Source organism: Paeniglutamicibacter sulfureus, assembly GCF_030512175.1.
Taxonomy (GTDB): Bacteria; Actinomycetota; Actinomycetes; order Actinomycetales; family Micrococcaceae; genus Paeniglutamicibacter; species Paeniglutamicibacter sulfureus.
Genome location: NZ_JAULBL010000002.1, coordinates 1,372,559 through 1,399,263 on the forward strand (window position 1 = coordinate 1,372,559; position 26,705 = coordinate 1,399,263).

General features: G+C 63.5%; 28 protein-coding genes. 19 read left to right on the forward strand and 9 right to left on the reverse strand.

The features are described from left to right. Window positions 1–3: 3 nt before the first annotated feature. The gene (locus tag Q2T94_RS12930; RefSeq protein ID WP_302264844.1) at window positions 4–675 is read right to left on the reverse strand and encodes a helix-turn-helix transcriptional regulator; all 672 of its coding nucleotides are present in this window, start codon (window positions 673–675) and stop codon (window positions 4–6) included. Between the two features lie 96 nt (window positions 676–771). Between Q2T94_RS12930 and Q2T94_RS12935 the strand changes: the two genes are divergently transcribed. Next, a complete protein-coding gene (locus tag Q2T94_RS12935; RefSeq protein ID WP_302264846.1) occupies window positions 772–1,179 on the forward strand; it encodes a DoxX family membrane protein in 408 nt (135 codons plus the stop codon). Between the two features lie 500 nt (window positions 1,180–1,679). After that, window positions 1,680–1,964 (forward strand): cupin domain-containing protein, encoded by a 285-nt coding sequence (locus Q2T94_RS12940; RefSeq protein WP_302264848.1) that lies wholly within the window; start codon window positions 1,680–1,682, stop codon window positions 1,962–1,964. Between the two features lie 116 nt (window positions 1,965–2,080). Here Q2T94_RS12940 and Q2T94_RS12945 read toward each other — a convergent pair whose 3' ends face one another. Beyond that, on the reverse strand, window positions 2,081–3,508 hold the full coding sequence (locus Q2T94_RS12945) for an aspartate aminotransferase family protein (protein ID WP_302264850.1): 1,428 nt from the start codon (window positions 3,506–3,508) through the stop codon (window positions 2,081–2,083). After that, window positions 3,505–3,942: an Lrp/AsnC family transcriptional regulator gene (locus Q2T94_RS12950; RefSeq protein WP_071213195.1), complete on the reverse strand. Its 438-nt coding sequence runs from the start codon at window positions 3,940–3,942 to the stop codon at window positions 3,505–3,507. The genes Q2T94_RS12945 and Q2T94_RS12950 overlap by 4 nt, the downstream gene beginning before the upstream one ends. A 318-nt stretch (window positions 3,943–4,260) precedes the next feature. On the opposite strand from Q2T94_RS12950, the gene Q2T94_RS12955 reads away from it, so the two are divergent. From Q2T94_RS12955 to rpsN, 8 genes are all read left to right on the forward strand, one after another. Then, window positions 4,261–5,496: a polyamine ABC transporter substrate-binding protein gene (locus Q2T94_RS12955; protein WP_302264858.1), complete on the forward strand. Its 1,236-nt coding sequence runs from the start codon at window positions 4,261–4,263 to the stop codon at window positions 5,494–5,496. 103 nt (window positions 5,497–5,599) lie between these two features. After that, window positions 5,600–6,754 (forward strand): ABC transporter ATP-binding protein, encoded by a 1,155-nt coding sequence (locus Q2T94_RS12960; protein WP_264269991.1) that lies wholly within the window; start codon window positions 5,600–5,602, stop codon window positions 6,752–6,754. Then, window positions 6,751–7,695, forward strand: a complete 945-nt coding sequence (locus Q2T94_RS12965) for an ABC transporter permease (protein ID WP_302264861.1) — start codon at window positions 6,751–6,753, stop codon at window positions 7,693–7,695. The genes Q2T94_RS12960 and Q2T94_RS12965 overlap by 4 nt, the downstream gene beginning before the upstream one ends. An 11-nt stretch (window positions 7,696–7,706) precedes the next feature. Next, window positions 7,707–8,504, forward strand: a complete 798-nt coding sequence (locus Q2T94_RS12970; protein WP_264269989.1) for an ABC transporter permease — start codon at window positions 7,707–7,709, stop codon at window positions 8,502–8,504. Between the two features lie 90 nt (window positions 8,505–8,594). Next, entirely contained in the window at window positions 8,595–9,068 is a 474-nt protein-coding gene (locus Q2T94_RS12975; protein ID WP_302264863.1) for a MarR family winged helix-turn-helix transcriptional regulator, read from the forward strand. A 416-nt stretch (window positions 9,069–9,484) separates the two neighbouring features. Continuing rightward, window positions 9,485–9,721: a 50S ribosomal protein L28 gene (gene rpmB / locus Q2T94_RS12980; protein WP_132359223.1), complete on the forward strand. Its 237-nt coding sequence runs from the start codon at window positions 9,485–9,487 to the stop codon at window positions 9,719–9,721. Continuing rightward, complete coding sequence (gene rpmG, locus Q2T94_RS12985; RefSeq protein WP_007270730.1) at window positions 9,721–9,888, forward strand: 50S ribosomal protein L33; 168 nt, start codon at window positions 9,721–9,723, stop codon at window positions 9,886–9,888. The genes rpmB and rpmG overlap by 1 nt, the downstream gene beginning before the upstream one ends. Before the next feature lie 2 nt (window positions 9,889–9,890). After that, window positions 9,891–10,196, forward strand: coding sequence for a 30S ribosomal protein S14 (gene rpsN, locus Q2T94_RS12990; RefSeq protein ID WP_068733062.1), 306 nt, complete (start codon window positions 9,891–9,893; stop codon window positions 10,194–10,196). 101 nt (window positions 10,197–10,297) lie between these two features. Here the strand turns inward: rpsN and Q2T94_RS12995 are convergent, their stop codons facing one another. Continuing rightward, window positions 10,298–10,936, reverse strand: coding sequence for a DnaJ family domain-containing protein (locus Q2T94_RS12995; protein ID WP_302264869.1), 639 nt, complete (start codon window positions 10,934–10,936; stop codon window positions 10,298–10,300). 204 nt (window positions 10,937–11,140) lie between these two features. On the opposite strand from Q2T94_RS12995, the gene Q2T94_RS13000 reads away from it, so the two are divergent. From Q2T94_RS13000 to Q2T94_RS13040, 9 genes are all read left to right on the forward strand, one after another. Further along, window positions 11,141–12,118, forward strand: a complete 978-nt coding sequence (locus tag Q2T94_RS13000; RefSeq protein WP_302264870.1) for an SDR family NAD(P)-dependent oxidoreductase — start codon at window positions 11,141–11,143, stop codon at window positions 12,116–12,118. Between the two features lie 323 nt (window positions 12,119–12,441). Then, window positions 12,442–12,726 carry an HU family DNA-binding protein gene (locus tag Q2T94_RS13005; protein WP_071212675.1) on the forward strand — a complete coding sequence of 95 codons (285 nt, stop codon included), beginning with the start codon at window positions 12,442–12,444 and terminating at the stop codon, window positions 12,724–12,726. Between the two features lie 187 nt (window positions 12,727–12,913). After that, window positions 12,914–13,549 carry a hypothetical protein gene (locus tag Q2T94_RS13010; RefSeq protein WP_302264872.1) on the forward strand — a complete coding sequence of 212 codons (636 nt, stop codon included), beginning with the start codon at window positions 12,914–12,916 and terminating at the stop codon, window positions 13,547–13,549. 58 nt (window positions 13,550–13,607) lie between these two features. Continuing rightward, complete coding sequence (locus tag Q2T94_RS13015) at window positions 13,608–14,204, forward strand: copper resistance CopC family protein (RefSeq protein WP_302264874.1); 597 nt, start codon at window positions 13,608–13,610, stop codon at window positions 14,202–14,204. A gap of 132 nt (window positions 14,205–14,336) precedes the next feature. After that, entirely contained in the window at window positions 14,337–16,466 is a 2,130-nt protein-coding gene (locus Q2T94_RS13020; protein WP_302264876.1) for a bifunctional copper resistance protein CopD/cytochrome c oxidase assembly protein, read from the forward strand. Next, the gene (locus Q2T94_RS13025; protein WP_264269982.1) at window positions 16,456–17,235 is read left to right on the forward strand and encodes a hypothetical protein; all 780 of its coding nucleotides are present in this window, start codon (window positions 16,456–16,458) and stop codon (window positions 17,233–17,235) included. The genes Q2T94_RS13020 and Q2T94_RS13025 overlap by 11 nt, the downstream gene beginning before the upstream one ends. A gap of 148 nt (window positions 17,236–17,383) precedes the next feature. After that, complete coding sequence (locus Q2T94_RS13030) at window positions 17,384–19,339, forward strand: NHL domain-containing thioredoxin family protein (protein ID WP_302264878.1); 1,956 nt, start codon at window positions 17,384–17,386, stop codon at window positions 19,337–19,339. Between the two features lie 227 nt (window positions 19,340–19,566). Beyond that, window positions 19,567–20,055: a MarR family winged helix-turn-helix transcriptional regulator gene (locus tag Q2T94_RS13035; protein ID WP_302264880.1), complete on the forward strand. Its 489-nt coding sequence runs from the start codon at window positions 19,567–19,569 to the stop codon at window positions 20,053–20,055. A gap of 5 nt (window positions 20,056–20,060) precedes the next feature. Further along, window positions 20,061–21,332: an MFS transporter gene (locus Q2T94_RS13040; protein ID WP_302266419.1), complete on the forward strand. Its 1,272-nt coding sequence runs from the start codon at window positions 20,061–20,063 to the stop codon at window positions 21,330–21,332. Window positions 21,333–21,364: 32 nt separating this feature from the next. Here Q2T94_RS13040 and Q2T94_RS13045 read toward each other — a convergent pair whose 3' ends face one another. The 5 genes from Q2T94_RS13045 to Q2T94_RS13065 form a co-directional block, all read right to left on the reverse strand. Next, window positions 21,365–22,360 (reverse strand): hypothetical protein, encoded by a 996-nt coding sequence (locus tag Q2T94_RS13045; RefSeq protein WP_302264881.1) that lies wholly within the window; start codon window positions 22,358–22,360, stop codon window positions 21,365–21,367. A 46-nt stretch (window positions 22,361–22,406) separates the two neighbouring features. Next, a complete protein-coding gene (locus tag Q2T94_RS13050) occupies window positions 22,407–24,116 on the reverse strand; it encodes a helicase HerA-like domain-containing protein (protein ID WP_372342907.1) in 1,710 nt (569 codons plus the stop codon). An 83-nt stretch (window positions 24,117–24,199) separates the two neighbouring features. Continuing rightward, window positions 24,200–24,982: an amino acid ABC transporter ATP-binding protein gene (locus tag Q2T94_RS13055; protein ID WP_302264883.1), complete on the reverse strand. Its 783-nt coding sequence runs from the start codon at window positions 24,980–24,982 to the stop codon at window positions 24,200–24,202. Beyond that, the gene (locus Q2T94_RS13060; RefSeq protein ID WP_302264884.1) at window positions 24,969–25,634 is read right to left on the reverse strand and encodes an amino acid ABC transporter permease; all 666 of its coding nucleotides are present in this window, start codon (window positions 25,632–25,634) and stop codon (window positions 24,969–24,971) included. Before Q2T94_RS13060 ends, Q2T94_RS13055 begins: the two co-directional genes overlap by 14 nt. 71 nt (window positions 25,635–25,705) lie before the next feature. Then, complete coding sequence (locus Q2T94_RS13065) at window positions 25,706–26,527, reverse strand: amino acid ABC transporter substrate-binding protein (protein ID WP_302264885.1); 822 nt, start codon at window positions 26,525–26,527, stop codon at window positions 25,706–25,708. Between the last annotated feature and the right edge of the window lie 178 nt (window positions 26,528–26,705).

The following is a 26,705-nucleotide window of genomic DNA, read 5'->3' on the forward strand; positions in this document are numbered from 1 at the left end:
CGGTTATGACTCCAGGGGGTCCAACCTCACGCAGCAGTGGTGCTGGTGCGTGGGTGGATCAAGGCAGACCCGGTATGGTGCTTCGGACCCGTCGACCACCGCCGTGAGCAGCTCGAGGTTCATGGAGCACACGGTGTCCCTGTGGTTTGCCGAAAGGTGGTGGAACGGACAGTCGAGGAGCTCGACAGAGCCGTCTCGGCGGACCTCCGGGCGGTATCCGTGATCCGCCAGCAGCTGGGTCAATGAGCCTGCGCGGGTGCCGATCACCTGTCCGGCCTCCCGGGCGACCTCCGCCAATACGGTGGTGACCGGCCGGTCTTCGGTGCCGGCCCTTTCGATGGCCTTTGCCATGAGGTCCGCGGCCAGGGCGTATTCGCGGTGCGGCACACTGGCCGCCACGTCCAGATGCGCGGCCGCGTAGAGCTTTGCCGGCCGTCCGGAACCCGGGCCGCCCTTTCCCTTAAGCCGGCGGAACTCCACGGTCAGCAGCCCTTGGTCGGCCAACTTGTCCAGCTGGAAGGCCACAGTGTTGCGGGGCCACCCGAGGGCCGCGGCGCACTCGTCCCGCCCCACGGCTGCCTCGCTGGTTCGCACGAATTCGTACACTGCCTTGCGTACCGGATCCGCCAATGCGGCCACGGCCGAGAGCCCTTGATCACCCGGTGGAAACTTCATGGCTCCAGTGTAAATCTAAAGCTAGTATCTGTTGACTTAGAGACGGCTGCGTTTCTAAAATTAGGCATCATCACTTTAGAAAGAAGGGCCGACATCATGGCCACTCACACAGTGAGTGCTGCAACCGAACGCAGCGCCAAGCTCAACCACCAAGCGTTCGTGCTCCTGCGAACCATCTTTACCGTCGCGCCGATCGTCTTCGGGCTCGACAAGTTCACCAACATCCTCACCGATTGGACGCAATACCTGGCACCCTTGGCCACCGACATCATCCCGGTCAGCCCACAGGTGTTCATGTACGTGGTCGGTGTCGTGGAGATCGTGGCCGGAATCCTGGTCGCGCTGCGCCCCAAGATTGGATCGTTGGTCGTCGCCCTCTGGCTGCTGGGCATCATCGTCAACCTGCTCGTGCTGCCGGGCTTCTTCGACGTCGCCCTGCGCGATTTCGGGTTGCTGGTAGGCGCACTGGCGCTGAACAGGCTTGCAACGGCACGCGGAGCCTAGCTAGCGCCCGCTTCGGCGACGGCCGGAGTTTCCATCCGCAAAGGATTTCAGGGTCGGGGAAGTTCAGGATGAACCTCCCCGGCCCTTCTTCGTGAAAACAGTGGGGGAAGGTCGACTTGTTCTTGCGTGTCTTGTTCTTGCGCATCTTCTTGCGCATCGCCGACTTTTTTCGGCGATGCCTCGGGTCCTGGGGCCAGCAACACGGTGGTGGGCGACGTCAGCCAACGAGGCGAGAGCCAGGCGGCAGTGAAGCGTGGTTCGGCTGCCCTACGACGCGGTTTCCTCTGCCGGGACTACTTCCTCAGGATCGGAATCCTATTTCGGGGCCCGGCCATTTTTCTTGTCCTGACTATTGGCATTGAGACAGAATGAGAGCGGCGAGGCACGCCGCGGCGCTGTTGCCGGCTTTGCCCGGCTACGCGCCCGCGAACCGCGGCAGCCCCCCTGGCTTCCACCCGAACATTGGTCGAGTACCGAAACATGGAAAGCGAACGATAACGATGACACGTCCTGCTGCCACTGCCACCATCCAGATTGAGAATGAGCGCATACGCGTCACCGAATGGCGTTTCGCCCCGGGGACGGAGACCGGCTGGCACGTCCATCCCGCAGACTACGTCGTGGTACCGATGTCCACTGGTGAGCTGGGCCTGGAGACAAGGGACGGTGTCGTCGTGAATTCCTTGCAGGCGGGGGTTTCCTACACCAGGGTCGCAGGCAGCGAGCACAATGTCTTCAACGACGCGGCCTCCGAGTTCGTGTTCGTGGAGATCGAACTCAAGTAGCCCGGCCTTCGCGCCGACAGGGACGGAGCTGGGGCGCGAAAGGACACCACAGCAGAGTAGGGGCGGGAGCCGATATAACCAATCGACTCCCGCCCCTACTGACGACCGAGCATTTTCTAGAAGTGGTTTTCCGCTTCGGTCAACACCGACCGCAGGATCGACTCCATCGCATCGAACTCCGGCGGGCCCACCGTCAGTGGCGGTGCCAATTGGATGACCGGGTCCCCGCGGTCATCGGCGCGGCAATACAAGCCGGCGTCAAAGAGTGCGGTGGAGAGGAAGCCGCGCAACAGGCGCTCGGACTCATCGTCATTGAACGTCTCCTTGGTCTTCTTGTCCTTGACCAACTCGATGCCGTAGAAGTAGCCGGCGCCGCGCACGTCCCCGACAATCGGCAGGTCCTTGAGCCTCTCCAGAGTGGACTTGAAGATCGGTGCATTGTCCTTGACCCGCTGGTTCAGGCCCTCGCGCTCGAAGATGTCCAAATTCGCCATCGCCACGGCTGCAGACACGGGGTGCCCGCCAAAGGTGTAGCCGTGATAGAACGTGGTGTCCCCGTGCTTGAACGGCTCGAAGAGCTTCTCCGAGGCGATCATGGCACCCAGCGGAGAGTAGCCGCTGGTCATGCCCTTGGCGCAGGTGATGATGTCCGGCACGTAGCCGAAGTCATCGCAGGCGAACATCGAGCCGATGCGGCCGAAGGCACAGATGACCTCGTCAGAGACCAACAACACGTCGTACTCGTCGCAGATTTCGCGCACCCGCTGGAAGTATCCCGGCGGCGGCGGGAAGCAACCGCCGGAGTTCTGCACCGGTTCAAGGAAGACCGCCGCTACGGAATCCGCCCCCTCGAACTCGATCGCCTCGCGGATGCGCTCGGCGGCCCACAGGCCGAAGTCCTTCTCGTTGTCGGCGAACTGCTCCGGGGCGCGGTAGAAGTTGGTGTTCGGCACCCGGAAGGTCCCGGGCACCAGCGGCTCGAATGGTGTCTTCATGTCCGGCAACGACGTGATGGCCAGAGCGCCCTGCGGGGTGCCATGGTAGGCAAGAGCGCGGGAAATGACCTTGTGCTTTCCCGGTTTTCCCTGCAGCTTGAAGTACTGCTTGGCTAACTTGAATGCCGATTCGACGGCTTCTCCGCCGCCGGTGGTGAAAAAGACGCGGTTAAGGTCGCCTGGTGCGTAGTTGGCCAGGCGCTCGGCCAGGTCGATGGCCGGTTCGTGCGCATAGGACCACAGGGGCATGAAGGCCAGTTTCTCCGCCTGCTTGGCCGCGGCCTCGGCCAGCTCGGCCCTCCCGTGGCCGGCGTTGACGACAAAGAGGCCGGCCAGGCCGTCGATGTAGCTCTTGCCCGCATCGTCGTAGAGCATGTGCCCCTGGCCGCGGGTGATGATCGGGACTCGGGCCCCGCCCTGTAAGGGAGAGTGGCGAGCCATGTGCATCCACAGGTGGTCCCGGGCGGCCGATTGTCGGTCGGTTCCCAGGGGCGTGGAGCTGGTGGAGGTGCTGGTGGAGGTGCTGGCGGTGGTGCTTGAAATGCTCATCGGGTACCCCAGTTATATTCCTGTTTGCGTAGCGAGAGATACATGAACGTTTCGGTTTCACGTACCCCTTCCACGGATCGAATTTCAGTGATGATACGAAGCAGGTCCTCATCATTGGCGCAAATGACTTCGGCAATGATGTCCGAAGGACCGGCCACCACAACGCAGTAGTCGACTTCGGGCAGGGCGGCGATCCGATCCGCTGTGGCAATGATGTCGCCGGTGGACCTAATGCCCAGCAGGGCCTGGCGCTTGAAGCCAAGCTGGAGGGGGTCGGTGACCGCAACCACCTGCATGACTTTGCTATCGACGAGTTTCTGGACCCGTTGCCGCACCGCGGCCTCGCTCAGGCCAACCGCTTTGCCGATCGCTGCGTAGGAACGGCGACCGTCCTGCTGCAACTGCTCAATGATGGCCTTGGAGGTTTCATCCATGATGAAACCGTTGGATGCTCCGTTGGGTGGGGACTGGGTCACTTCCTATCGACCTCCTGATCGATCAGACGGGTGTCCGTGCTCCGCGACGCGGCCCCTGCCACATTGCTTGAGAATGAGCATAGCCCTAAGGAATCAGTTGTGGAAGGGTCGCCTCACGGTTGATTTCCTTCGTGTGCGAAATGTAAGTCAACGAAAACTATTGTCAGCACAGATGATTCCTGACATGATCCATGTCAAGAGTCGAGCGTGACTGGGGTCACGATCACCCACTGCGCGTCAGGGGAAGACGCTGCCCAGTTGAAGGGGAATCCGAGAATGTCCAACCAGAACCAGCGTGAGCTGCCCAGGGATCCAGCGGTACGGGCCCTGGTCCGGCAGGCGCAAAGAATCCAGCTCTCGCGACGCAAGTTGCTGGCCGGTGCCGGGGGCCTTGGGCTCGCGGCCTTCCTGGCCGCCTGCGGAACCGGAGGCACGGGAAGCAACACCGCGAGCAGCGCCAGCGCAGTGAGCGACTTGTCCCAAAGCGACAAGAACATCTTCTGGGCCAACTGGACCCTCTACCTGGACTACGACGATGAGGCCAAGAACTATCCGACGCTGGAGGACTTCACCAAGCGCACCGGAATCAAGGTGAACTACGCCGAGGACATCGACGGAAACGATTCCTATTACGGCAAGGTCCAGGCGCAGCTCGCGGCCGGGCAGGACATCGGGCAGGACATCATGACCCTGACCGACTGGATGGCCGGCCGCGTGATTCGCCAAGGGTTCACCCAGGAGCTGGACCATGCGAACATCCCCAATATCAAAAACCTGCTGCCGAGCTTGCAGGAAGTCGACTTCGACCCGGGGCGCAAGAACTCGTTGACCTGGCAAAGCGGCTACGCGGGCATTGCCTATAACAAGGCAAAGTACCCCAAGGGCCTTCGGACGGTCTCAGACCTGTGGAATTCTGACCTCAAGGGCCGCATCACCGTACTCGATGAAATGCGCGACACCATGGGTCTGCTGATGCTCGACAACGGCGTGGACATCGCCGGCGGCTGGGGAGACACCGAATTCGCGGCCGCCACCGACGTGCTCTCCCAACAAATCGCCAACGGACAGATCCGACAGGTCAAGGGCAACTCCTACAAGGAAGACTTCATCTCCGGGGACGCAATTGCCGGAATAGTCTGGAGTGGCGACATCACCCAGATGAACTTCGAGAACGACGACCAGTGGGAGTTCGTGCTCCCGGAGGCAGGCGGAACGCTGTGGAGCGACAACCTCATGGTTCCCGTGGCATCTCCCCGCAAGGCCAATGCCGAAAAGCTGATGGACTACTACTACGAACCGGAGATCGCGGCCCAGGTGGCGGCCTACGTGAACTTCATTTCCCCGGTCCAGGGCGCCAAGGAGGCGATGGAAAAAATCGATCCGAGCCTGATGGACAATCCGTTGATCTTCCCCTCTGAGTCCGATCTGGCCAAGGCACACGTGTTCAGGTCCCTGAGCGCCGAGGAAGAAACCAATTTCAACGGCCAGTTCCAGACATCGATCGGCGCTTGATGCCATTCCTCGGACACCGCCGGGCCTCGCACCGGCGACCCGTCCGCGGGATGGCCGAAACCCCGGTCCACAACGAGTCCCAGCAAGTGATTGGCGTCCGATAATGACAACCACGACCACCCTGAAGGACCAAACCCAGCCCACAGCCTCCTCCGGAGCCGACCTCCACCTGGGCAATGTCACGAAGCGGTTCACGGATTTCACCGCCGTCGACGACCTGACGCTGACGGTGCCAAGCGGTACGTTCTTCGCCCTGCTGGGACCCTCGGGCTGCGGCAAGACCACCACGCTTCGGATGATCGCAGGCCTGGAACAGCCCACCAGCGGCACCATCAGCATCGGCGGCAAGGACGTCACCAAGCTCCCGTCCTTTCAACGCCAGGTGAACACGGTCTTCCAGTCCTACGCCCTTTTCCCGCACATGACCGTTCTGGACAACGTGGCCTTTGGACTCAAGCGAAAGCGGGTCAAGGATTCACTCGAGCGGGCCAAGGCGGCGCTGGCCATGGTGGAGCTGGACCACATGTCCGCGCGCAAGCCCATGCAACTCTCCGGCGGGCAGCAGCAGCGAGTGGCCCTCGCCCGCGCCCTGGTCAACCGTCCCGCGGTCCTGTTGCTCGACGAACCCCTCGGTGCGCTCGACATGAAGCTGCGGCGGCAAATGCAGGTCGAACTCAAATCCATCCAGACCGAGGTCGGCCTGACGTTCATCCACGTGACCCACGACCAGGAGGAGGCCATGACCATGGCCGACACCGTAGCGGTGATGAACAAGGGCAAGATCGAGCAAATGGGTGCCCCACGCGATTTGTATGAACTGCCCAGGACCGCCTTTGTCGCCAACTTTCTGGGCAAATCCAATCTCATGCCCGGAACCGTCACCGAGGACCTCGGCGACGCCGTCGCCGTCAACGTGGCGGGCCACCGGCTGGTCATGCCCAAGGAGCGGGCCGTGTCGCATCATGGTGCCGCCGTGGTGGGCGTTCGACCGGAGAAGATGCGGGTGATGAACGTGACCGACGAATACTCGGCCAGCGCCAACATGCTCACCGGCTCCGTCTTGGACGCCTCGTTCACCGGGGTCAGCACCGAATACCTGGTGGAGGTCCAAGGCATCGGAACCATCGCCACGTTCTCCCAGAACCTGGGACAAGCCCCGGCACAGCGCGGGGACACCGTCCGCATGACCTGGGAACCGGAATTCTCCTTCGGTCTCGACGGGTCAGAGAAGACCACAACAGGGCAGGACGCGGTATGACCGCCACCGCTGCCCGTTCGTCCCGGCGCAAGAGCAAGCCTCCACAGGACCTGCGCAGCGAAGAGGAAATCCTCGCCGAAAGGCGCAAGGGCCGGATCGGCCTGTACCTGATCATTCCGGGCATGGCCGTCCTGGCCCTGTTCTTTGCGGCCCCGGTCGTGGTGCTCCTGGGAATGTCGCTCTACGCCAGGCCCCCGGGAGCCGAAATCGGCGAGTTCGTTCCGGGACTCGAATTCGGCAACTACGCCACTGTGGTCAGCGCCTATTGGGAGGTGTTCCTGCGCTCGTTCATCTTCGCGTTCATCGCAACCGTTGCTGCCTTGGTCATCGGCTACCCCATGGCGTATCTCGTGGCGGTTCGGCTGAGGGGGCGGCAGCTGTTGCAGGGGATCCTGTTGGTGCTTTTGATCGCACCGTTCTTCTCCAGCTTCATCCTGCGCACCCAGGCATGGAAGCAGATTCTCTCCGACGAAGGACCGGTGGTGACGGTGCTGCGGGCCATCGCGATCCTGCCGGCGGACGGCCACCTCACCGCCACCGCTTTCGCCGTCGTGTGCGGGCTGACCTACAACTTCCTGCCGTTCATGATGTTGCCGATCTACGCGAACCTGGACCGGCTGGACACCAACCTCCTGGAGGCCTCGGGAGACCTGTACGCCAGTCCGCTGACCACCTTCTTCAAGGTGACCTTGCCCCTGTCGATGCCCGGCGTCTTTGCCGGAACCCTGCTCACCTTTATCCCGGCGGCCGGCGATTACGTCAATGCCGCACTGCTGGGGAACAACCGCGACACGGCCATGATCGGGCAGATCATCGATTCGCGCTTCTTCAAGGTTGTCGACTACCCCGGGGCCTCGGCGCTGAGCTTCATCCTGATGATCCTGATCCTTGCGTTGGTCATGATCTACATCAGGCGCTTCGGCACCAAGGAACTGTTCTAGGAAGGCTTGGCATGAGACAAAAATTTGGGCGCTGGTTCATTCCGGTCGCCGGGGGCCTTGCCTTCATCTATCTGCTGGTACCAATTGCCTACATCTTCGTTTTCTCGTTCAACGATGCCGGGCGAACCAATCTTGAATGGCGTGGATTCACGCTCGACAACTGGAAGAACCCCTGCGGTGCGCCCAACGTGTGCGAGTCGTTGGTGAACTCACTGCAGATCGGCGTGGTTGCCACCATCTTCGCCACGGTTCTCGGAACCTGCGTGGCATTGGGGCTGGTGCGCTACAAGTTCAAGTTCCGCAATACCGCGGACTTGCTGATCATCCTGCCCCTGGCAACACCGGAGGTGGTGCTCGGCGCCTCCCTCCTGGCCCAGTTTCTGAACCTTGGATGGGAACTCGGATTCAGCACCATCGTGATTTCCCACATCATCTTCTGCATGTCGTTCGTGGTGGTTACGGTTAGGGCGCGAGTGTCGTCGCTGGACCCGCGACTGGAAGAAGCAGCCTCCGACCTCTACGCCAGTCCGTTCGCCACCTTCTGGAAGGTGACCTTCCCGCTATTGGTTCCCGGCATCGTGGCCGCGGCATTGCTGTCGTTCGCGATGAGCTTCGACGACTTCATCATCACGAACTTCAACTCCGGGAACTTCTCGACCTTCCCGAAGTTCATCTACGTCTCTGCCACCCGGGGCATCCCGGCCCAGGCGAACGTGATCGGATCGGCGATGTTCATCCTTGCGCTGGTGGTCGTGGTGACCTCCCAGGTCATTGCCTACCGCCGCCGCAAGGCGCTTGCCGCGCGCTGACGGTGCAAGGAGGGCGATTTATGCCACTAACCACTGGTGACAAGGGCGAAAAAGGGGAATGCGGGCGGGGCCTATGGAAGGATAGTGCCCATGACTGAACCGAAGTGGCTGACGCCCGTGGAACGAGAAGCCTGGTTGGCACTGGTGTCGGTTACGACGTTGTTGCCGGCGGCTCTCGACAGCGAGTTGCAGGTCCAGGCAAAGATCACCCTGTTTGACTACACGGTGCTGGCCATGTTGTCGGAGGCACCCGATCACATCCTCCCCATGAGCGAGCTTGCATCGCGCACCAGTTCCTCGCTGTCGCGCCTCTCGCATGTGGTCAAGAAGCTTGAGGGGCGCGGGTGGGTCATGCGCAGCAGGTCCGCCGAGGACGCCCGGGTCACCATTGCCAAGCTCACGGGCGAAGGTTGGGACACTGTCGTTTCCCTGGCCCCCGAACACGTCGATTCGGTGCAAAAGCTGATTTTTCAAGGACTTGACGACCGCGATGTCGCTGAATTGGCGCGAATCGGCCGGAAGCTCGTCGGTCGGCTGAACCCCGAACACTGGATCCTTCGGTAGGGAGCGTCCGGGCCAATCTGCCCCGCAGCGGCCCAACCGGCCGCGGTAGTGAGGTAGATCGCATGCAGGGAAGCTTAAAAGGCCTGTTGTCGATTTGGCTGCCGATGTGTTAATCGCCTAGAATGATTAGGCGTTAAGTCGTGCATGCCCAATCGGGTTTGTGCGGTTACCCGTAAAACCGAATATCGCGGTTATGTGAGTAGGGAAAAATACTCACCGACCGCGAGGTTCACCGTCTTTCACGCTAATCAAGGCGCTTCGGTTGGTTCTCACCCAGCCTGGTTACCTTCAAAGTGTGCAGTAATAACGGTGTCACAACTGGTGGCGGGACTCTTATACGCAGATTCAGAGGCAGCAGTTTTCCGCTGTATCTGTCAACGAGTACCGCCAATATTTACTACAACTGAGGAGTGATCATGGCAGCAGTATGCCAGGTGACTGGTGCAGTTCCGAACTTCGGACACAGCATCTCCCACTCGCACCGCCGCAACAAGCGTCGGTTCGACCCGAATATCCAGAAGAAGCGCTACTGGGTTCCGTCCCTGCGCCGTAACGTCACGCTGACCCTGTCGGCAAAGGGCATCAAGCTCATTGACGTTCGCGGTATCGACGCCGTTGTAACCGGACTCATTGCAAAGGGTGTGAAGATCTAGTGGCTAAGGATAAGGACGTACGTCCCATCATCAAGCTCAAGTCGACCGCCGGCACCGGTTTCACTTACGTGACCCGTAAGAACCGTCGTAACAACCCAGACCGCATGGTTCTGAAGAAGTACGACCCGGTAGTCCGCAAGCACGTCGAATTCCGAGAGGAGCGCTAAAGATGGCCAAGAAGTCCATGATTGCTAAGAACGAGCAGCGCAAGGTCATCGTAGAGCGTTACGCCGAAAAGCGTGCAACCTTGAAGAAGACCCTCGTTGACCCGAACGCAACCGATGAGGCACGCGAAGAGGCCCGCTTGGGCCTGCAGAAGCTGCCCCGCAACGCATCGCCGATCCGCGTTCGCAACCGCGACGCCATCGACGGCCGTCCCCGCGGTACCCTCCAGAAGTTCGGTATCTCCCGTGTTCGCTTCCGCGACATGGCACACCGTGGCGAGCTTCCGGGCATCACCAAGTCTTCCTGGTAAATTCCAGAAGCAGTCAATGGCTCCAACCGATTCGGTTGGGGCCATTGGCCATTTAAGCGGCCAGCGACTTTATTGCTGGCTGACTCCGGGCGACGTCGGGATTAGTGCGTTTTGCGCGTAGTCAGCCATCGACCGAGCCAGAAGGCACGCGGGCGCACCTCCGGCGTCTCATCAGTCCCTGCATCGTCGTTTCGTCGTGATTTCCAGGCTGCGATTTCGGCGTCGACGTCCCGTAGGGGAGTGATTACCGGAGGACCGCCCAATAGTTGGCGGCGTGCCTCGATGACACGGGCGTTGAAGTCCTCCAGCAGCTCGCGCACGGCGGTCTGGCCGGCCAGCTGGTCGAGTGTCGACTCAAGCTCTTCGTCTTCCTTTCGCAGCATCAAGGCAGGGGGACCGAGGCCGCTGATGTGCTCTCGCTCAATAAGTCCCTTGACCCACCAATCGGGGTCCGTTGAGGTGCCCAGGCCGGGTATGGGTTTGCCGGCGTATGCAAGGTTGTCGAATTCGCCCCGTGCAAAAGCTGCATCGAGGGCGCTGTTGGCGACCTCCCAAACATCGTCGTCGGCGTGGAACTGCGGGATGGTCGATGTCGAGTCCTCAGTGTCGCCAAATGTTTTCCCGGTCCGCCGGGCGTATTCATCGGCGGGTATGTGTTCTTCGGCGTTTTCACGTTCCGATCGATAACGGGCCGAACGCAGCGAGGCCTCGCTGTTTTCCTCAAGATTGCGTCGGGACATGTGTGGTGCCAGCCTTCCAGAACGGTTCGTTGCCAACACTATCGAGGCCAAGACGACGGGGCAACGAAGAACCATGGTGAGGTTTGCAGGACCTGTGGTTGGGACTTTCGAGTTGTTGCCCCCCCTGCGCCGAGGAGAGGGTGGGCGGCATCAACCACGCCGCAACGCCGGCCGAATGGAAGGCAGGCTGTAGCTTTGGAAATCATGAGCAAGAATCAAACCACAGATACGAACCCGAATCGGGCCGCACCACTGATGGACACCGAGGCACAGGCCGGCGATGCATCGGGGATGCGGATTCTGGTTACCGGAGCGAATGCCGGAATCGGCTTTTGGAGCAGCCTCCAGCTCGCCCAGCGCGGCGCCGAGGTCATCATGGCGTGCCGCAACACCGGCAAGGCCGAAATCGCTGCCAAGGCCATCCGAGCCCGGGTGCCCGAAGCAAATCTTCGCACCGTCGAGCTCGATGTATCCAGCCTCGATTCCGTGGCCAACACGGCCAAGATGCTCAACGGTCTCTCACATCTGGATGTCCTGATTGCCAACGCCGGCATGGTCCACACTCCGCGCACGCGCCGGAGCAGCGTGGATGGACTGGAACTGGTGGCAGCGACAAACTACTTCGGCCACTTTGCCTTGGTCGCCGGACTTCTGCCTGCATTGGAACGGGCAGGCGCCGCCCGCGTGGTGACACTTGGATCGCTGTCGACACGGCTGGTTCGCCCGCACCTTGACGATCCGCAGTTGCTGGAAAACTATTCGCCGTGGCGTGCCTACGCGCAATCCAAGATCATGGTCCAGTCCTTTGCCTTCGAGCTCGACCGACGACTCCAGCTGGCGTCGAGCAGCATCCGTGCACTGTGCGCGCATCCCGGCTATTCGATTTCCGGGCGCACCCCCGCTGTTGCCGGGATCAATGAGCCAGGCATTCTGAAGCGAACCGGCGATACGCTCCAGGCGCCCTTCACCCAGGGCAAGGACCGCGGCGCCTGGCCCATCGTTCGGGCGTCCCTGGACCCCAAGGCTTTCGAGCTGCCGGGACCAGTGTTTTACGGTCCGCGGGGTTGGGTCAAGGGTGGCCCAACAGTGTCCAGGCCCGCATCCATCACCACGAACCGGGACGCGGCGAAAACCATCTGGTTCGCGGCCGAATCCGCCACCGGAAATTCCCTGCTCGGCTAGGGCCTGGTATCGCCCGTGATTCGATCCCGGCGGGACAAACCACACCGGAAATTGGTCGGCTAAAGGACAGTAAACGGTCGCTGGGGGTGACAGACCTGCTTGAACCCCTCTCGGTGCCCAAGCGTGCTGTTCGTCTCTCTTTTAGGGAAAAATCTACCGCTGACAGCGAAAAACCTGCCAAAGTTCAAAAATTTCCCGGGAATTCGGCCCAAATCGGGCGTTTCGCGCAGGAAGATTTGGTAAGTTCTCACACAGAAGTCCCCGCGAACGCGAGGCGACCCGCGCCGATAACGGGCGGGAAGAGAAGTCCAGGAGGACATACTTTGGCTATGAACCGTAGTGAACTTGTTGCAGCTGTCGCCGAGAAGACCGGCAACTCCCAGGTAGCCGTCAACGGTGTTTTGGATGCAGTGTTCGACGTATTCGTTTCCCAGATTTCCAAGGGCGAGAAGGTCTCGATCCCGGGATGGCTCGCAGTCGAGCGCACCGACCGTGCAGCACGCACCGGCCGCAACCCGCAGACCGGCGAAGCCATCCAGATTCCGGCCGGCCACTCGGTCAAGCTGACCGCTGGCTCGAAGCTGAAGGCTGCCGTCACCGGCAAGTAGTCCGCGCCCCGCGCAACAGCTTTCAAACCGCCTCCAGCCTCGGTCCACCGACCGGGTGCCAGGGGGCGGTTTGGCGTTAACGGGAGCCCTCGGCGAAATCCGGGTTCTACGTACAGTAGAAACCCGTAGAATGTCTGCTGGAACTTGTAGGCAAGACCTCGAAATTCCCTAGCGGAGGAATCACGGCATGAAGAATCAAGGCCTGCGCATACTGCGTGGCTGGATTGGTGCACTTCTATGCACCTGCCTTGCAGCTGCCTCCCACACCTTGGTCGACGGTGCCCTGCCGCCGCTGCCGATTCTCGGACTCTTGCTCTGCATCAGCGCGGCCATCTGCACGGCGTTGTCCTCGAGCGGGATCTCGTTGTTGCGCACCGTCCTGGCCGTGGCATTGAGCCAGGGTGCCTACCATGGGGCTTTCGCCCTTTTCGGGCACCGACACCAGCCCTCCGGATTGCTCCATGAGTCCACCGGCCTCGCCGGACATGCAGCACACGAAATGGATCTGGTCGTCGGTCCGTCATTGGCAGGCGCAGGCACTGGTGATGCCTCCAATCCCTGGTTGATGCCCGTCGCCCACCTGGTCGCTGCACTGCTGACCATTGCCGCCCTGCGCCGGGGCGAAATGGCGGTTCGTGCATTTGCCGAGGCAGTGTCCCTACGCGTGCCGCGACGGATCCTCTTCATTGGCGGCCTGCCGTCCGCAAGCGGCAAACAGCCGTTGCTCGGCGTCGCCTACCAGTCCCCGGTCCTCAGGGACGTGTTGCGGCCTGCCTTGCATCGCCGAGGTCCTCCCGGTGGTCCCGCTTTCGCATTCTCGTAGAAGCCCCAGACCACAAGCGCGGCGCATAGCTGCCGCGAAGGACAGGACCACAAGACCCATGACCGATGCAATCCAAACCCCACGAACGGCTACCCGAATTGGCGTCATCTTTGCCGCAGTGCTGCTGTGCCTGATGACCTTCATTGGGGTCTCAAGTGCCCAGGCGCACGACGAACTGATCTCTTCAACCCCTGCCTCCGGCGACGTGCTGAAGAGCGCACCAACATCACTCGTGCTTACCTTCAGCGGTGACATCAAGAAGATCGGCACGATTCTCGAACTGAAAGCGGCGGACGGTCAAAAGGTCGGGACGACATTCAGCATCGACCGCCGAGACGTCACGGTGACTCCGGAGGCCCCGCTGACCAACGGCAGCTACACGCTGGTGGCCCGCGTGGTGTCCTCCGACGGCCACCCGATCGCCAAGGACATTGACTTCGAGATCAACGACCCCGCGGAGGTCGCCAGCTCCGCACCCGAGGGCGCGAACGCCAGCCCGCCGGCGGCAGCACCCGCACCTGTCGAGGCCACAGAGGATTCCGACGACAGCCAGCCCCTGGCCGGCATGCCCGCCGGCCTCATCTGGACCATCCTCGCACTTGCCGGTATCGGCATGGTCGTCCTGGTGCTGCTCAAGGTCCGCCGGCAAAAGTAGCCGGCGTGTGCGGTACCGGAGCCGCATACGCCGGGCAGCGGCCGGAGGGCCCGGGGTGGCACAGGCCACCCTGGTCCCTCGGCTTCTGCCAATCGGTGGGAGAATGAAGCGGCAGGACGCTGAAAGGACATTGTGAACAAGTCACGGAACACGCAGGCCACGGCCTCCCGGGCGCAGGCGGCGACCCCCACGGGGCCGCTTTGGCCCCTGTTGACCCTTCCGGCGCTGCTGGTCGGCGTGCTGGTGCTCGTCGCCGCCAGCTACTTTGCCGGCACCGCAACGGCCAGCGAGCTGGGGGACCACGGTCCATTGGTTCGGTGGGCCCTCCCTGCGGCCAAGGCGCTGCACCACTCCTCGATGGCCATCACCGTCGCCGCCCTGATCTTTGCCGCAACCATCCTGCCGCGTTCCACCAAGCCCAAACGCCCTGCACCGGGTGAACAGGACACCGATGGCGGCGAAGTCCACCCGGCCTTTGCCCGCGCCATGAACCTGGCCGCCGCCGCCGGATTGCTCTGGACGGTTTCCGCGGCGGCGGTGCTGGTCTTCACCTTCTGGGACCTCGTGGGCAAGCCCATGAGCACCGACCCGAGCTACACATCCGCGATGCTCGACTACGTCCTGAATATTTCCGTGGGCCGGGCATGGGCCTGGATGATCGTGATCGCCGCGATCACCTCGTCGCTGGCCTTTGGCGTGAGGTCCCCGTCATGGGTCGGTGCCACCGCCGTCTTCTCCCTGGCCGGAGTCCTCCCGATGTCGCTGATCGGACACGCCGCGGGCGGCGATGACCACTGGGGCGCGGTCAACTCGATCATGCTGCACCTGGTAGGCGTGTGCCTCTGGTTCGGCGGCATCGTCGTGCTGGCCGCTCTGGCACCGCTGCTGGCCTCCAAGGCCCCGGGGCGCCATTCGGGCACCCGGCCCATCCTGGCCGGCACCGTGCTGCAGCGTTTCTCGGCATTGGCCACCATCTCCATCGTCCTGGTCGCCGGTTCCGGAGTCGTCAATGCCTCGATCCGCATCTCCGGCTGGGACCAGTGGATGACCCCCTACGGCTTGATCGTGATCGCCAAGGCCGGGGCCACCCTTGCCCTGGGGGCGCTGGGCCTTGCCCACCGCAGCCGGGTGATCCCGGCACTTCGGGCCGGGAAGCTGGAGGCCACGCGCGCCGCCTGGCTGGTGGTGGCTGCCGAAACCATTGTCATGGCCGCCGTCATGGCACTGGCCACGGTGCTGGCCCGCACCGCACCCCCAACCCCGGAAACCGCGCCGGAACTGCCGACCCCCGCCCGGCTGTTGACCGGATACGAACTTCCCCCCGAGCTCACCAGCGCCAGCTGGCTGCAGGTCTGGCGCTTCGATTGGCTCTGGATCGCCATTGTGATTTTCCTGGCCGTCGCCTACCTGTGGGCCGTGGTGACGGTGCGCCGCCGGGGCGACAAGTGGTCCCTCCTGCTCACGATCTCCTGGCTGGTGGGTCTGGCCTGCCTGTTCTACTTCACCTCCGGCGCCCTGGCCGTGTACGGCACAATCCTTTTCTCCGTGCACATGGTCGACCACATGGCCTTGACCATGGTCGCGCCCTTGTTCATGGTGATCGGCTCGCCCGTCACCCTGGCACTGAAGGCCTTGTCCTCGCGCAGCGACGGCACCCGCGGACCGCGCGAGTGGATCCTGGTGCTGGTGCACTCGAAGTTCTCGGCGTTGGTCACCAACCCGATCTTCGCCGCCGCCAACTTCGCCGGATCGATCATCATCTTCTACGGCACCGACATCTTCGGCTTCGCCCTGCGCAACCACGTGGGCCACGAATTGATGAACGTGCACTTCCTGATCACCGGCTACCTCTTCGCTCTGTCCATGATCGGCACCGACCCGGTGCCGCGTCGCGCGCCCTACCCGCTGCGCCTGGTGATCCTGCTGGCGACCATGAGCTTCCATGCCTTTTACGGGGTTTCCATCATGAGCTCCACCTCGCTGATGCAGGCCGACTGGTTCGGCAACATGGGACGCACCTGGGGCGAGGACGCGCTGGAGGACCAACGGCTGGGCGCCGGGGCCATGTGGGGGATCGGGGAGATCCCCACACTGCTGCTGGCCCTGGGTGTCATGGTGTCCTGGAACCGGGACGATTCCAAGGAATCCAAACGCAAGGACCGGCAGGCCGACCGGGACAACGAAGCGGAACTGAACGCCTACAACGACATGTTTGCCCAATTGAAAAAGCGAGACGAGGAGATTGCGCGCCGTGGCCGCTAGGACCAAGACGGGTGCGCTGCGCGCCCTTGCCCTGAGCATGTCAATGGGCCTGTTGCTGGCCGGATGTGCCGGATCCCCGCAGGCCGTTGAACTGCCCGAGGGCCACGCACCGCTGAGCACCGCGCCTTCGGCGCCTTCCTCCGCGGCACCTTCCAGCGCGGCGGCGGAGCTGGACGTCTCCGAGCTGTCGGTGGCCTCGGGAATCTCCATGGCCGCACGATTGGGCTTCGACCAGGCCCGGGTGATCTCCGGAACGGAACTCGCCGGGCTGAAGAAGTCACCGGAGGAGAACCGGGGTTCGGTTGCCGTGCTGCCCACGCAGTGCGGGGACGTCATCGAGTCGCTGAACTGGTCGCCGCTGCAAATGGGCGGCGAGGGGGCGCGCACCGACTTCCTGACCGAAAAGATCGCCGCCACCGGTTCCGTCGAGGTCGCCGAGATCACCGACAAGGCGGCCCTGGAGGCGCACTACGCCACCGTGCTGGCCATGCTGACGGAGTGCAAGTCGGTGACCATGCACCAGGAAACCGAGACCGTTCCCTTCAAGACCTCCAAGCCGCAGCTCAAGGCCGGCGCGGCGGACTCGGCCATCGCCTGGACGCGCGGCACGCCGGGCCAGGGAATGCGACAGCAGGCCCTGGTGTTGATCAAGTCCAAGGGGGACCACGTGGCAATGGTGTCCTTTATCGCCGCCGACGGCCTCGAGGCGCCCGAGTTCAGCCAGATGGCTGCCGAGATCCTCAACGCCGCACTCGCCCAGGCGGGCTAGCCGCCCGCGCTTCCCGTCCAGGAGGCACCTGGCGACGGTCCCTGACCCGGGTTCGTCGCATCAGGTCATGATGTCCCGCTCCCGGCAGCAAACCGGGATAATTGAATCCAGCACAGTGTCAGCCGACAAGCCGAGGAGTACCCCCACAATGACAGCTTCCACAAACACCGGAACCGAATCCGTGCGCACCTCCTACAAGGTCCGCGCCTCCGAACTGGTCGGCCGCAATTGGCTGAACACCGGCGGGAAGCAGCTGTCCCTTGAGGACTTCCGCGGCAAGATCACGATCCTGGACTTCTGGACGTTCTGCTGCATCAACTGCCTGCACGTGCTGGACGAGCTGCGCCCGCTGGAGGCCAAGTACTCCGATGTCCTGGTGACCGTGGGCGTGCACTCCCCGAAGTTCGAATACGAGGCCGACCCGGTGGCGCTGGCAGCTGCAGTGGAACGCTACGAAATCCAGCACCCGGTGCTCGATGACCCGGAACTGGTCACCTGGCAGGCGTATGCCGCCCGCGCCTGGCCGACCCTGGTGGTCGTTGACCCCGAGGGCTACATCGTCGCCCACCTCTCGGGCGAGGGCCACGCGTCCGGACTGGAATCCCTGGTCGAGGAGCTCATCGCCGAGCACGACGCCAAGGGCACGCTGCACCGCGGCACCGGCCCCTACGTGGCGCCCCCGGCGCGCGAGGGCGACCTGCGCTTCCCCGGCAAGGCGGTTGCCCTGGAAAACGGGAACTTCCTCGTCGGCGACTCCGGCCACCACCGCATCGTGGAACTGGGCAACGACCTGTCCACCGTGGTGCGCACCTTCGGCTCCGGGACCAAGGGCTTTGCCGATGGCGACGCTGACACGGCACAGTTCAACGAGCCCCAGGGTCTGGCGCTGCTGCCGGCCGATCGCGCCGCGGCACTGGGCTACCATGCGGTCATCGCCGACACCGTCAACCACCGCCTGCGCGGGCTGAACCTTGACACCGGCGTCGTCACCACGCTGGCAGGCAACGGCATCCAGCGCCTGCTCGACGCCGAACAAGCGCGCTCGGAAGTCGGCGAGGACAACGAAGAGGCCTGGCTCAGCGACCTCGGCAACGACCCGCTGAACACCTCGCTGTCCTCCCCGTGGGACGTGCTGTGGAGCCCCAAGACCGACTCCGTCATCATCGCGATGGCCGGAACCCACCAGATCTTCGCCTTCAACCCCCAGACCTCGGCCCTGTCGGTCTTCGCCGGCACCGGGCTGGAGGGCCTGACCGACGGCGCGGCCTCGGAGAGCTGGTTCGCCCAGTCCTCCGGCCTGGCCTTGGACAAGGCGGAAAACATCTGGGTGGCCGACTCGGAGACCTCCGCACTGCGCCGCCTGGTGTTGGCCGAGGACGGCTCGGTGGCCAACGTCGAAACTGCCATCGGCGCGGGGCTCTTTGACTTCGGGTTCCGCGACGGAGCCGCGGACGCTGCGCGGTTGCAGCACCCGCTGGGTGTCGCGGCGCTGCCCGACGGCTCGATCGCCATCGCCGACACCTACAACGGCGCGGTGCGCCGCTACGACCCCGCCACCGCCACCGTCAGCACCCTGGCCCGCGGACTCAACGAGCCCGCGGACGTGCAGCTCGACACCTCGGTGGACGGTGAACCGGTGCTGCTGGTTGTGGAGACCAACAGCCACCAGCTGGTGCGCCTGCCATTGCCTGCCGAGGCACTGGTCGTTGACGAGGGCGCCAGCCAGACCCAGCGTCCCAAGACCAAGGTCACCGCGGGGGAGCACGCACTGACGGTGCGCTTCTCCGCACCCAAGGGCCAGAAGCTCGATGACCGCTGGGGCGATCCCACGCAGCTGAAGATCTCATCCTCCCCGGAGGAGCTGCTGCTGTCCGGCGGCGGCACCTCGACCGGATTGACCCGGACCCTGGAATTGAACCCCGAGGTCCTCGAGGGCGTCCTGCACATCACCGCCCGCGCGGCCGCCTGCGACGGCGAGCCCGGTGGCGAGATCCCGATGCACGCCGCCTGCCACCTGTACCAGCAGGACTGGGGCATCCCGGTGATCCTGGATGCCGAGGGCGAAAGCGAACTGGTCCTAGACCTGCGCGGCCTGGACACCTAGCCGGCTCCCCACGACCACTGCACGAGGCTCGTTCCCTTTCCGGGGGACGGGCCTTGTGCCGTCTGGGGATGGCGGCGAAAGTGGGGCATCTCACCCGCCCCGAAACGCCTTCGGTGAGGCGCGTCATGGCGGGGAGAATTCGGCCCGAGTATCGTTAGCAATGCTAAAGAAACTAACGAGGTCGAAACCAAAGACGCCGGGTCGCCCGGCGCATTGAAGGAGGGTCCGTGGCTCGCCCGGATCAAGTGAACGCAACCAACAACGCCCCGAAACCCGCACCAACAACCCCCGCCGATGCCGGCGGCACCGGCGACCTGGCCGCCGAACTGCGGGTGGCCGTGATGAAGACATCCCGCCGCCTGCGCCTGGAATCCAGTTCCGAGACGCTCACCGCCGCCCAGTATTCGGTGCTCGCGGGCCTGGGAAACGAGCAGCACACCATCGGCGAGCTGGCCGCCCGCGAACAGGTCGCCGCCCCGTCCATGACGCGCATCGTGAAGTCCCTGCTGGAGGCGGGGCTGGTCACCCGCACGGCCAGCGAACAAGACGGGCGCCAGGTGCTGGTTGAGCCCACCACCGAGGGGAAGGCCGCTCTCCAGGCGGCCCGCAGCCAGCGCACCGCCTGGCTGGCGCGCCGCGTGGAAACACTCGGTGCCGAGGACCGGGCGACACTGAAACGGGCAGCCGCCCTGCTGCAGGAAATGAGCGCCAAGTGAGTCGGATGTTCAGCGCCCTGAAAAACCCGAACTACCGCCTCTGGACCGCCGGTGCCCTGGTCTCGAACATCGGCACCTGGATGCAACGCGTGGCCCAGGACTGGCTGGTGCTCACCATCCTGACCGACCACGACGGTACCGCCGTCGGCATCACCACCGGCCTGCAATTCCTCCCCATCCTCCTCCTTGGCCCGTTTGCCGGGGTACTGGCGGACCGCATGGACAAGCGCAAGCTGCTGTTGGTCACCCAATCGGCCATGGGCTTCTTTGCCGTGCTGCTGGGCGCGCTGGTGCTTACGGGGTCGGCCGAGCTCTGGCATGTCTACTTGCTGGCCCTCGGCCTGGGCGTGGCAAGCGCCTTCGACGCCCCTGCCCGCCAGGCCTTCGTCTCCGAACTGGTTCCGACAAGCGACCTACCCAACGCCGTGGCGTTGAACAGCGCCTCGTTCAACCTGGCCCGGTTGGCCGGCCCCGGCGTCGCCGGGATGCTGATCGCCGTCTTCGGGACCGGACCGGCATTCCTCATCAACGCCGCCAGCTTCGGTGCGGTGATCTTCTCCCTGGCCAAGATGCGCAAGGAGCGGTTCCAGCCCACCACCCTGGTGGCCCGCCGGAAGGGCCAGATCCGGGAGGGCGTGGCCTATGTGCGCCAGCGCCCCGACCTGCTGCTGATCTTTGGCCTCGCCTTCGTCGTGGCCACCTTCGGCCTGAACTTCCAGCTGACCAACGCCATGATGGCCACCGACGTCTTCCACGTCGGTGCCGGGGAATTCGGCTTGCTGGGAACCATCATGGCCATCGGCACACTCGCCGGGGCCCTGCTGGCAGCCCGGAGGGGAAGTCCGCGCATGCGCTACCTGCTGGGTGGCGCCGTTGGCTTTGGCGCCACGGCACTGATCGCCAGCTTCATGCCGAGTTTCCTCTGGTACGCGCTGATGATGGTGCCGGTGGGCCTGGCCTCGCTGACATTCCTGAACAGCGCCAACACCATGATCCAGCTCTCCGTGGATCCGGCCTACCGGGGGCGCGTCCTGGCGCTCTACATGATGGTGGTCCAGGGGGGAACGCCCCTGGGCGCCCCGTTGGTGGGCTGGCTGGGCACGGAATTCGGCGCCCGCTGGTCGGTCGGCAGCGGCGCCGTGCTGTCCCTGGTTGCCGGGCTCATTGCCGTTGCCCTGGTGGTGCGCAGGTCGCGGGCGACCCATGGCAAGCCATCCGGGGCCCCGGCCCGGCACAGGGCCAGGGCCCGCGCCCTGGCCCCCGCGCTCGGACGGTAGTTCACTGGGGGCCGGACCGGGCGACGCGGCCGTTACTCGCTGGAGACGGGCGTGACGCTGACCTTGGTGGTGTTGGCCCTGAGTGACGCGGTGAATCCGAAGTCGTTGTCGATGGTCTGTTCGGTGTACCTGCCGGTGCGCAGGTCCTGCTCGGTGAGTTCCAGACGGACCTTGACCGTCAGCGGGCGCAAGGCCCAGCCGCCGTCAAAGGAAACGATCTCGGCGGGCGGGTAGCCCAGGATGCTCCAGTGGATGGAGTCCGACTGCACCCGCGCCGTGGTGGAGTAGCTCATGGGGCAGCCCGCAGGCATGAGTACCTGCTGCTCGGCGCAGCCATCGAGGTATGCATTGATTTGCTTGTTGACCTCGTCCTGCAACTTCTTGGTGGGTTGGGTCCGCAACTTCACGGCAGTGTCCTTCTTCGCGAAGTCGGTGACGGCAAGGCCGCGAGAGTCAGCCGCGAAATTGGGCGTCGCAAAACTGGTGTCAATGACCGCCGGCACAAAGACCGGAACCGTGGCCCGGCCCTTGACCAGCGGTGCAGGACGCGAGTTCACGACGACTTCATTGGTGGTGTTTGCCGAGATCGCCACGGTGGGAAGAGTCGTGGGAATGAATTCCCACTCATCGAAGAACATCCAACGGTTGCCGGCGTTCCGCAACTGGTAGGAGGTCTGCTGCTCGACCCCATGGACCGAGTAGCTTGCCACCACCTTGACGGTGTCTTCGGCCCCGGGGATCTCCTCGGGCTCGCCGACAGTGAAATCCTTGATGTCGGCACTGGCCGCCTTCAGGCCCTCCCCGTCGAGAAGCAGGGCATTGCCCGGTGGCACCTTGGCATTCAGCAGCCCCAATGCCCGGGCGCCTTCGCCGTTGACGAGGTGGGAGTGGAGTGTCTTGACCATTTGGGCGGGCCCAAACACCCTCTGGTTCACCAGGGCGATGACGGAAACTGCAACTACGGCCAGCACCACAAGGGCCGCCGCCCAGATGGCAGCGACCCTTGTGGGTGATAAACGTTCGCTCATTGAATCCAAGGCTACCGGGAAAATCGCGCCGTTTGCGCAACCCTTCCTAGCGGCGACGCCTCCGCTTGGTGCCGAACATGCCGCGGAGCATCTCCCGGCCAAAAATGTTCGCCGCCTGTAAAGCCATGTCAAGCAGCGGATTGTCCGGATTCTGCGCCGGGGCGGGGGCCTTGGTCTTCCGCTTGGGGGAGCCCGTGGTGGCCACCGGCGGTTCGGGCATGGTGTAGTCCGAGGCGCCCGGCTGCGGAGCCGAATTCGGGAGGGAGGACGGGCGTCCCAGGATGGATTCCTCGATGTTCCGTGCCGCCGCATCGATGTCCGCCTGGCTCTGGCCGGGGCCGGGGACCCTGGCGGCGACCGACCCTCCGGTGGGCACCGGTGCGGCCGTGGCCTCGGTGCTGGTTCCGTTGATCTTCTCGTAGGCGGATTCACGGTCCACGCTGGTGCCGTAAACCTGCATCAGGGCCGAGGAAGCGATGATTCCGGATACCGTGTCCGGGGAGGAGGGGCCCATAGTTGATTCAGGGCTCCACATGCGAGTCCAGGCCACCGGGGTGGGTGCGCCCTTCTCGTTCATGACGGTAACCACCGCTTCACCGGTGCCCGCCTGCGTCAGCGCCTCGTCCAGGTCGTAGTCGCTGGTGGGGAACGTGGAGACGGTTGCCTTCAGCGCCTTGGCATCATCAGGGGTAAAGGCACGCAGCGCGTGCTGGATCCGGTTGGCCAGCTGTCCCAGCACGTCGCCGGGAACGTCCTTGGGAGTCTGGGTCACGAAGAACACGCCGACGCCCTTGGAACGGATCAACCGGACGGTGGCCGTGATCGAGGTCAGGAAGGCCTTGGATGCCCCGTTGAAGAGCAAGTGTGCCTCGTCGAGGAAGAACACCAGCTTGGGCTTCTCCGGGTCTCCGGCCTCCGGCAGTTCGGCAAAGAGGTCCGCCAGCAGCCAGATCATGAAGGTGGAAAAGAGCAGCGGCTTTTGCATCAGGGTCGGCAGCTCCAGGATGCTGATGACCCCGCGGCCGTCGGGAGCCTGTCGCAGGAGCTCTGCGGTGTCGAACTCCGGTTCGCCGAAGAAGGACTCCATGCCCTGGGCCTGCAGGGTGACAAGCTCGCGCAGGATGACGCCGGCGGTCGCCTTGGACACGCCACCGAGGCCCTCAAGTTCGTCCTTGCCCTCGTCGCTGGTCAGGTGCTGGATGACCGCGCGCAGGTCCTTCAGGTCGTGGAGTTCCAGGTCCTTGGTGTCGGCGTAGTGGAAGATCAGCTGCAGACAGGATTCCTGGGTCTCGTTCAACTCCATGATCCGCGATAGCAACAGGGGGCCAAAGGAGGAGATCGTGGCGCGGATCGGGGTTCCCTGCCCGTCGCCGCCCAAGGCGTAGTACTCGACGGGAAAGGACTTGGCCTGCCACTTCATGCCGACCGACGCGGTGCGTTCCGTGAGTTTTTCCGTGGCCGTGCCCGGTGTGGAGAGGCCGGTGAGATCCCCCTTGATGTCTGCAAGGAACACCGGAACGCCGTGGGCGGAAAGCTGTTCGGCCATCAATTGCAGGGTAATGGTCTTGCCGGTTCCGGTGGCTCCCGCCACCAATCCGTGCCGGTTCATCATCCGCAGCGGCAAACGGACCTGCGCAACGGGGAAGACCTGCCCATCGACCAGTGCCGCCCCCAGATTCACCGCCAAACCGTCAAAGGCATAACCTGCGCTGATGGATTCCACATGCTGGGCTGTTGTCATCTTGGCCATGTCCATAGCCTACGGTCTGGATCGTGTCCGTAGTGGTGGGCGCGCCAATTCTTTTTAGTCCCGAACCCCGCGTCGGAAGCTCCATGCCCTTAGAACGGGTTGAGCAGGCGGTGCACGAATTGCTGGGTCCGCTCGTTTTGCGGTGCCCGCAAGACGACATCCGGGTGGCCGCGCTCGATCACCACTCCCTGGTCCATGAATACGACTTCGTCTGCGACCTCCCGGGCAAAGGCCAACTCATGGGTCACCAGGACCATGGTCCAGCCTTCGTCGGCCAATTCCTTGATCACCTTCAACACATCACCCACCAGCTCCGGATCCAGCGCGGAGGTCGGCTCGTCAAAGAGCAACAGCGAAGGCTTGAGCGCGAGCGCCCGGACAATGCCCACCCGCTGCTGCTGCCCGCCGGAAAGCTGGTGCGGGTACTGGTCGCGCTTCTGGCCTAGTCCGACCCTGGCCAGCAGTGCTTCGGCGTCGGCGACGGCCTCGGAACGCTTGCGGCGCTGGACCTGGATCGGCCCTTCGATCACATTTTCCAGCACTGTCATGTGCGGGAAGAGATTGTAGTTCTGGAAGACCATGGCGCTGCGGGTGCGCAAGACCTGGGCTTGCTTTTGCGTTGTCTTCGGCGCAAAGACCACGGCGGGACCGTCGCTGAAGGCGACCTCCCCGCCGTCGGGGATCTCCAGGCCGTTCAGGCAGCGCAACACCGTCGTCTTGCCCGAGCCGGAGGGGCCGATCAAGGCGAGCACCTGGCCCTTGCCGATCTGCAGGTCAATGGACTTCAGGACTTGGTGGTCGCCAAAGCTCTTCTGCAGGCCGGTCACCTTCAGCAGAGCGGGCGCGTTCGTGGCGGGATCAGTGTGCGACATAGCGGTCAAGCCTTCTTTCCAATCTGGTCTGGCCGGCGGAGAGCACCAGGCAGAACACCCAGTACACGAACGCTGCCTCGATATAGACCAGCAAGAATTGCTGGCTGAAGGCGGCTATTTCCTGGGCGTTGCGGAACAACTCCGTCACCAGGATCAGCGATGCCAGGGACGAGTCCTTGACCAGGGAGATGAAGGTATTCGACAACGGCGGCACCGACACCCTTGCTGCCTGCGGCAGGATCACCCGGCGCAGTGTCGTGGTGCGCGACATACCGATGGTGTAGCCGGCCTCCCACTGGCCCTTGGCCACCGAGAGGATGGCCGCGCGGATTACCTCGGCAGCGTAGCCGCCCACGTTCATCGAGAATGCGATGATGGCGCTGGGCCATGGGTCCAGCGTGACCCCGATCGAGGGCAACCCGTAGAAAATGACGAAGAGCTGCACCAACAACGGGGTTCCGCGGATCACCGAAATGTACGCCTTGGCAATGAACGTGACAGCTGGATTCCGGCTCAACCGCATCAGTGCCATGAGCAAGGCGATCGCCAGGCCGATGGCAAAGCTGGCCAGCGAGAGGGGAATGGTCCCGCGTAGCCCACCCACCACTATGGGCCAAAAAGAATCGCCGATTAATTGCCAATCAATGTCCATGGCAGGACTCCTTCGCATTCGCAAGGTGAAACCGCGGGCCACTGGGGTGCGGACCGCGACACTGCCGGAAATTACTTGGTGACGTCTGCTCCGAAGTACTTCTCGGAAATCTTCGAGAGCGTTCCGTCGGCCGAGAGTTCATCCAAGGCCTTGTCGACTGCCTCGACCAGGTCGCCGCTACCCTTGCGGAAGGCCATGGCACTGAGCGACTTTTCGGCTGTTTCGGCGGCGATCTTGATGCCGTCGTCCTGCTTGGTGGTCTGTGAATCCAGATAGGTCAGCTTGTCATTGACAGTGGCGTCCACACGGCCCTGCTTCAGCAGCGTGATGGCCTGAGCCCACCCTTCCACGGCTTGGACGTTCGCCCCGGCATCCTTGGTCAGCTGGTACCAGTTGCTGGTCAGCGACTGTGCGGTGGACTTGCCTTTCAGGTCCTCGAAAGACGCAATATCGGTGTTCCCCGCCTGGGTCACGACAACACCGGTGCTCACGGTATATGGCTTGGAGAACTCGTACGCCGCCTCGCGCGCGGGAGTGATGGAAATCTGGTTGGCAATGACGTCAAAGCGTCCGGCCTCGAGACCGGCGAAGATCCCGTCAAACTGGGTTTCCTCGAACTGTGGCTCCACACCCAGCTTCTGGGCTACGGCCGTCACGATTTCCACATCGAATCCGGTCAGCGGACCGGTTCCGCCCTCATGGAAGGAAAACGGCTTGTAGGTCCCCTCCGTTCCGACCTTCAGGACGCCTGCATCCTGGACCTGTTGGAGGGTCAAACCGGTCGCGGTTCCGCTGGCGGCCGGTGATCCGGATGGCTCGGAGGAGCCGCTGCAGCCGGTGACCGTCAAGGCGAGCAATGCGGTGGTCATTAGCGCGATAATTTGACGCTTCATGGAAACGGTCCTTTCGATGACAATCGTTCACTCGCCGAAGGGGGAGCGGCACCCCGGGATAGGGATCCGCACTCGTGGCAGGATGAACCTTGCTCTGACGCTAACACGGAGGTGGGGCTCGCATAAGCCCCATATTGCCGCGCGCGTCGAGGCAAGGTCTGACCCGGCCGTTCGGTGA

Coding starts and splice junctions, on each gene's coding strand:
- Q2T94_RS13030 (WP_302264878.1), top strand. CDS start 17,384: ATGACAGCTTCCACAAACACCGGAACCGAATCCGTGCGCACCTCCTAC.
- Q2T94_RS12970 (WP_264269989.1), top strand. CDS start 7,707: ATGAGACAAAAATTTGGGCGCTGGTTCATTCCGGTCGCCGGGGGCCTT.
- Q2T94_RS12930 (WP_302264844.1), bottom strand. CDS start 675: ATGAAGTTTCCACCGGGTGATCAAGGGCTCTCGGCCGTGGCCGCATTG.
- Q2T94_RS12965 (WP_302264861.1), top strand. CDS start 6,751: ATGACCGCCACCGCTGCCCGTTCGTCCCGGCGCAAGAGCAAGCCTCCA.
- rpsN (WP_068733062.1), top strand. CDS start 9,891: ATGGCCAAGAAGTCCATGATTGCTAAGAACGAGCAGCGCAAGGTCATC.
- Q2T94_RS12955 (WP_302264858.1), top strand. CDS start 4,261: ATGTCCAACCAGAACCAGCGTGAGCTGCCCAGGGATCCAGCGGTACGG.
- Q2T94_RS12935 (WP_302264846.1), top strand. CDS start 772: ATGGCCACTCACACAGTGAGTGCTGCAACCGAACGCAGCGCCAAGCTC.
- Q2T94_RS13040 (WP_302266419.1), top strand. CDS start 20,061: ATGTTCAGCGCCCTGAAAAACCCGAACTACCGCCTCTGGACCGCCGGT.
- Q2T94_RS12975 (WP_302264863.1), top strand. CDS start 8,595: ATGACTGAACCGAAGTGGCTGACGCCCGTGGAACGAGAAGCCTGGTTG.
- Q2T94_RS13000 (WP_302264870.1), top strand. CDS start 11,141: ATGAGCAAGAATCAAACCACAGATACGAACCCGAATCGGGCCGCACCA.
- Q2T94_RS13060 (WP_302264884.1), bottom strand. CDS start 25,634: ATGGACATTGATTGGCAATTAATCGGCGATTCTTTTTGGCCCATAGTG.
- Q2T94_RS13015 (WP_302264874.1), top strand. CDS start 13,608: ATGACCGATGCAATCCAAACCCCACGAACGGCTACCCGAATTGGCGTC.
- Q2T94_RS12950 (WP_071213195.1), bottom strand. CDS start 3,942: ATGGATGAAACCTCCAAGGCCATCATTGAGCAGTTGCAGCAGGACGGT.
- Q2T94_RS12940 (WP_302264848.1), top strand. CDS start 1,680: ATGACACGTCCTGCTGCCACTGCCACCATCCAGATTGAGAATGAGCGC.
- Q2T94_RS12945 (WP_302264850.1), bottom strand. CDS start 3,508: ATGAGCATTTCAAGCACCACCGCCAGCACCTCCACCAGCACCTCCACC.
- Q2T94_RS13045 (WP_302264881.1), bottom strand. CDS start 22,360: ATGAGCGAACGTTTATCACCCACAAGGGTCGCTGCCATCTGGGCGGCG.
- Q2T94_RS13010 (WP_302264872.1), top strand. CDS start 12,914: ATGAAGAATCAAGGCCTGCGCATACTGCGTGGCTGGATTGGTGCACTT.
- Q2T94_RS12960 (WP_264269991.1), top strand. CDS start 5,600: ATGACAACCACGACCACCCTGAAGGACCAAACCCAGCCCACAGCCTCC.
- Q2T94_RS13050 (WP_372342907.1), bottom strand. CDS start 24,116: ATGGACATGGCCAAGATGACAACAGCCCAGCATGTGGAATCCATCAGC.
- rpmB (WP_132359223.1), top strand. CDS start 9,485: ATGGCAGCAGTATGCCAGGTGACTGGTGCAGTTCCGAACTTCGGACAC.
- Q2T94_RS12995 (WP_302264869.1), bottom strand. CDS start 10,936: ATGTCCCGACGCAATCTTGAGGAAAACAGCGAGGCCTCGCTGCGTTCG.
- Q2T94_RS13055 (WP_302264883.1), bottom strand. CDS start 24,982: ATGTCGCACACTGATCCCGCCACGAACGCGCCCGCTCTGCTGAAGGTG.
- Q2T94_RS13065 (WP_302264885.1), bottom strand. CDS start 26,527: ATGAAGCGTCAAATTATCGCGCTAATGACCACCGCATTGCTCGCCTTG.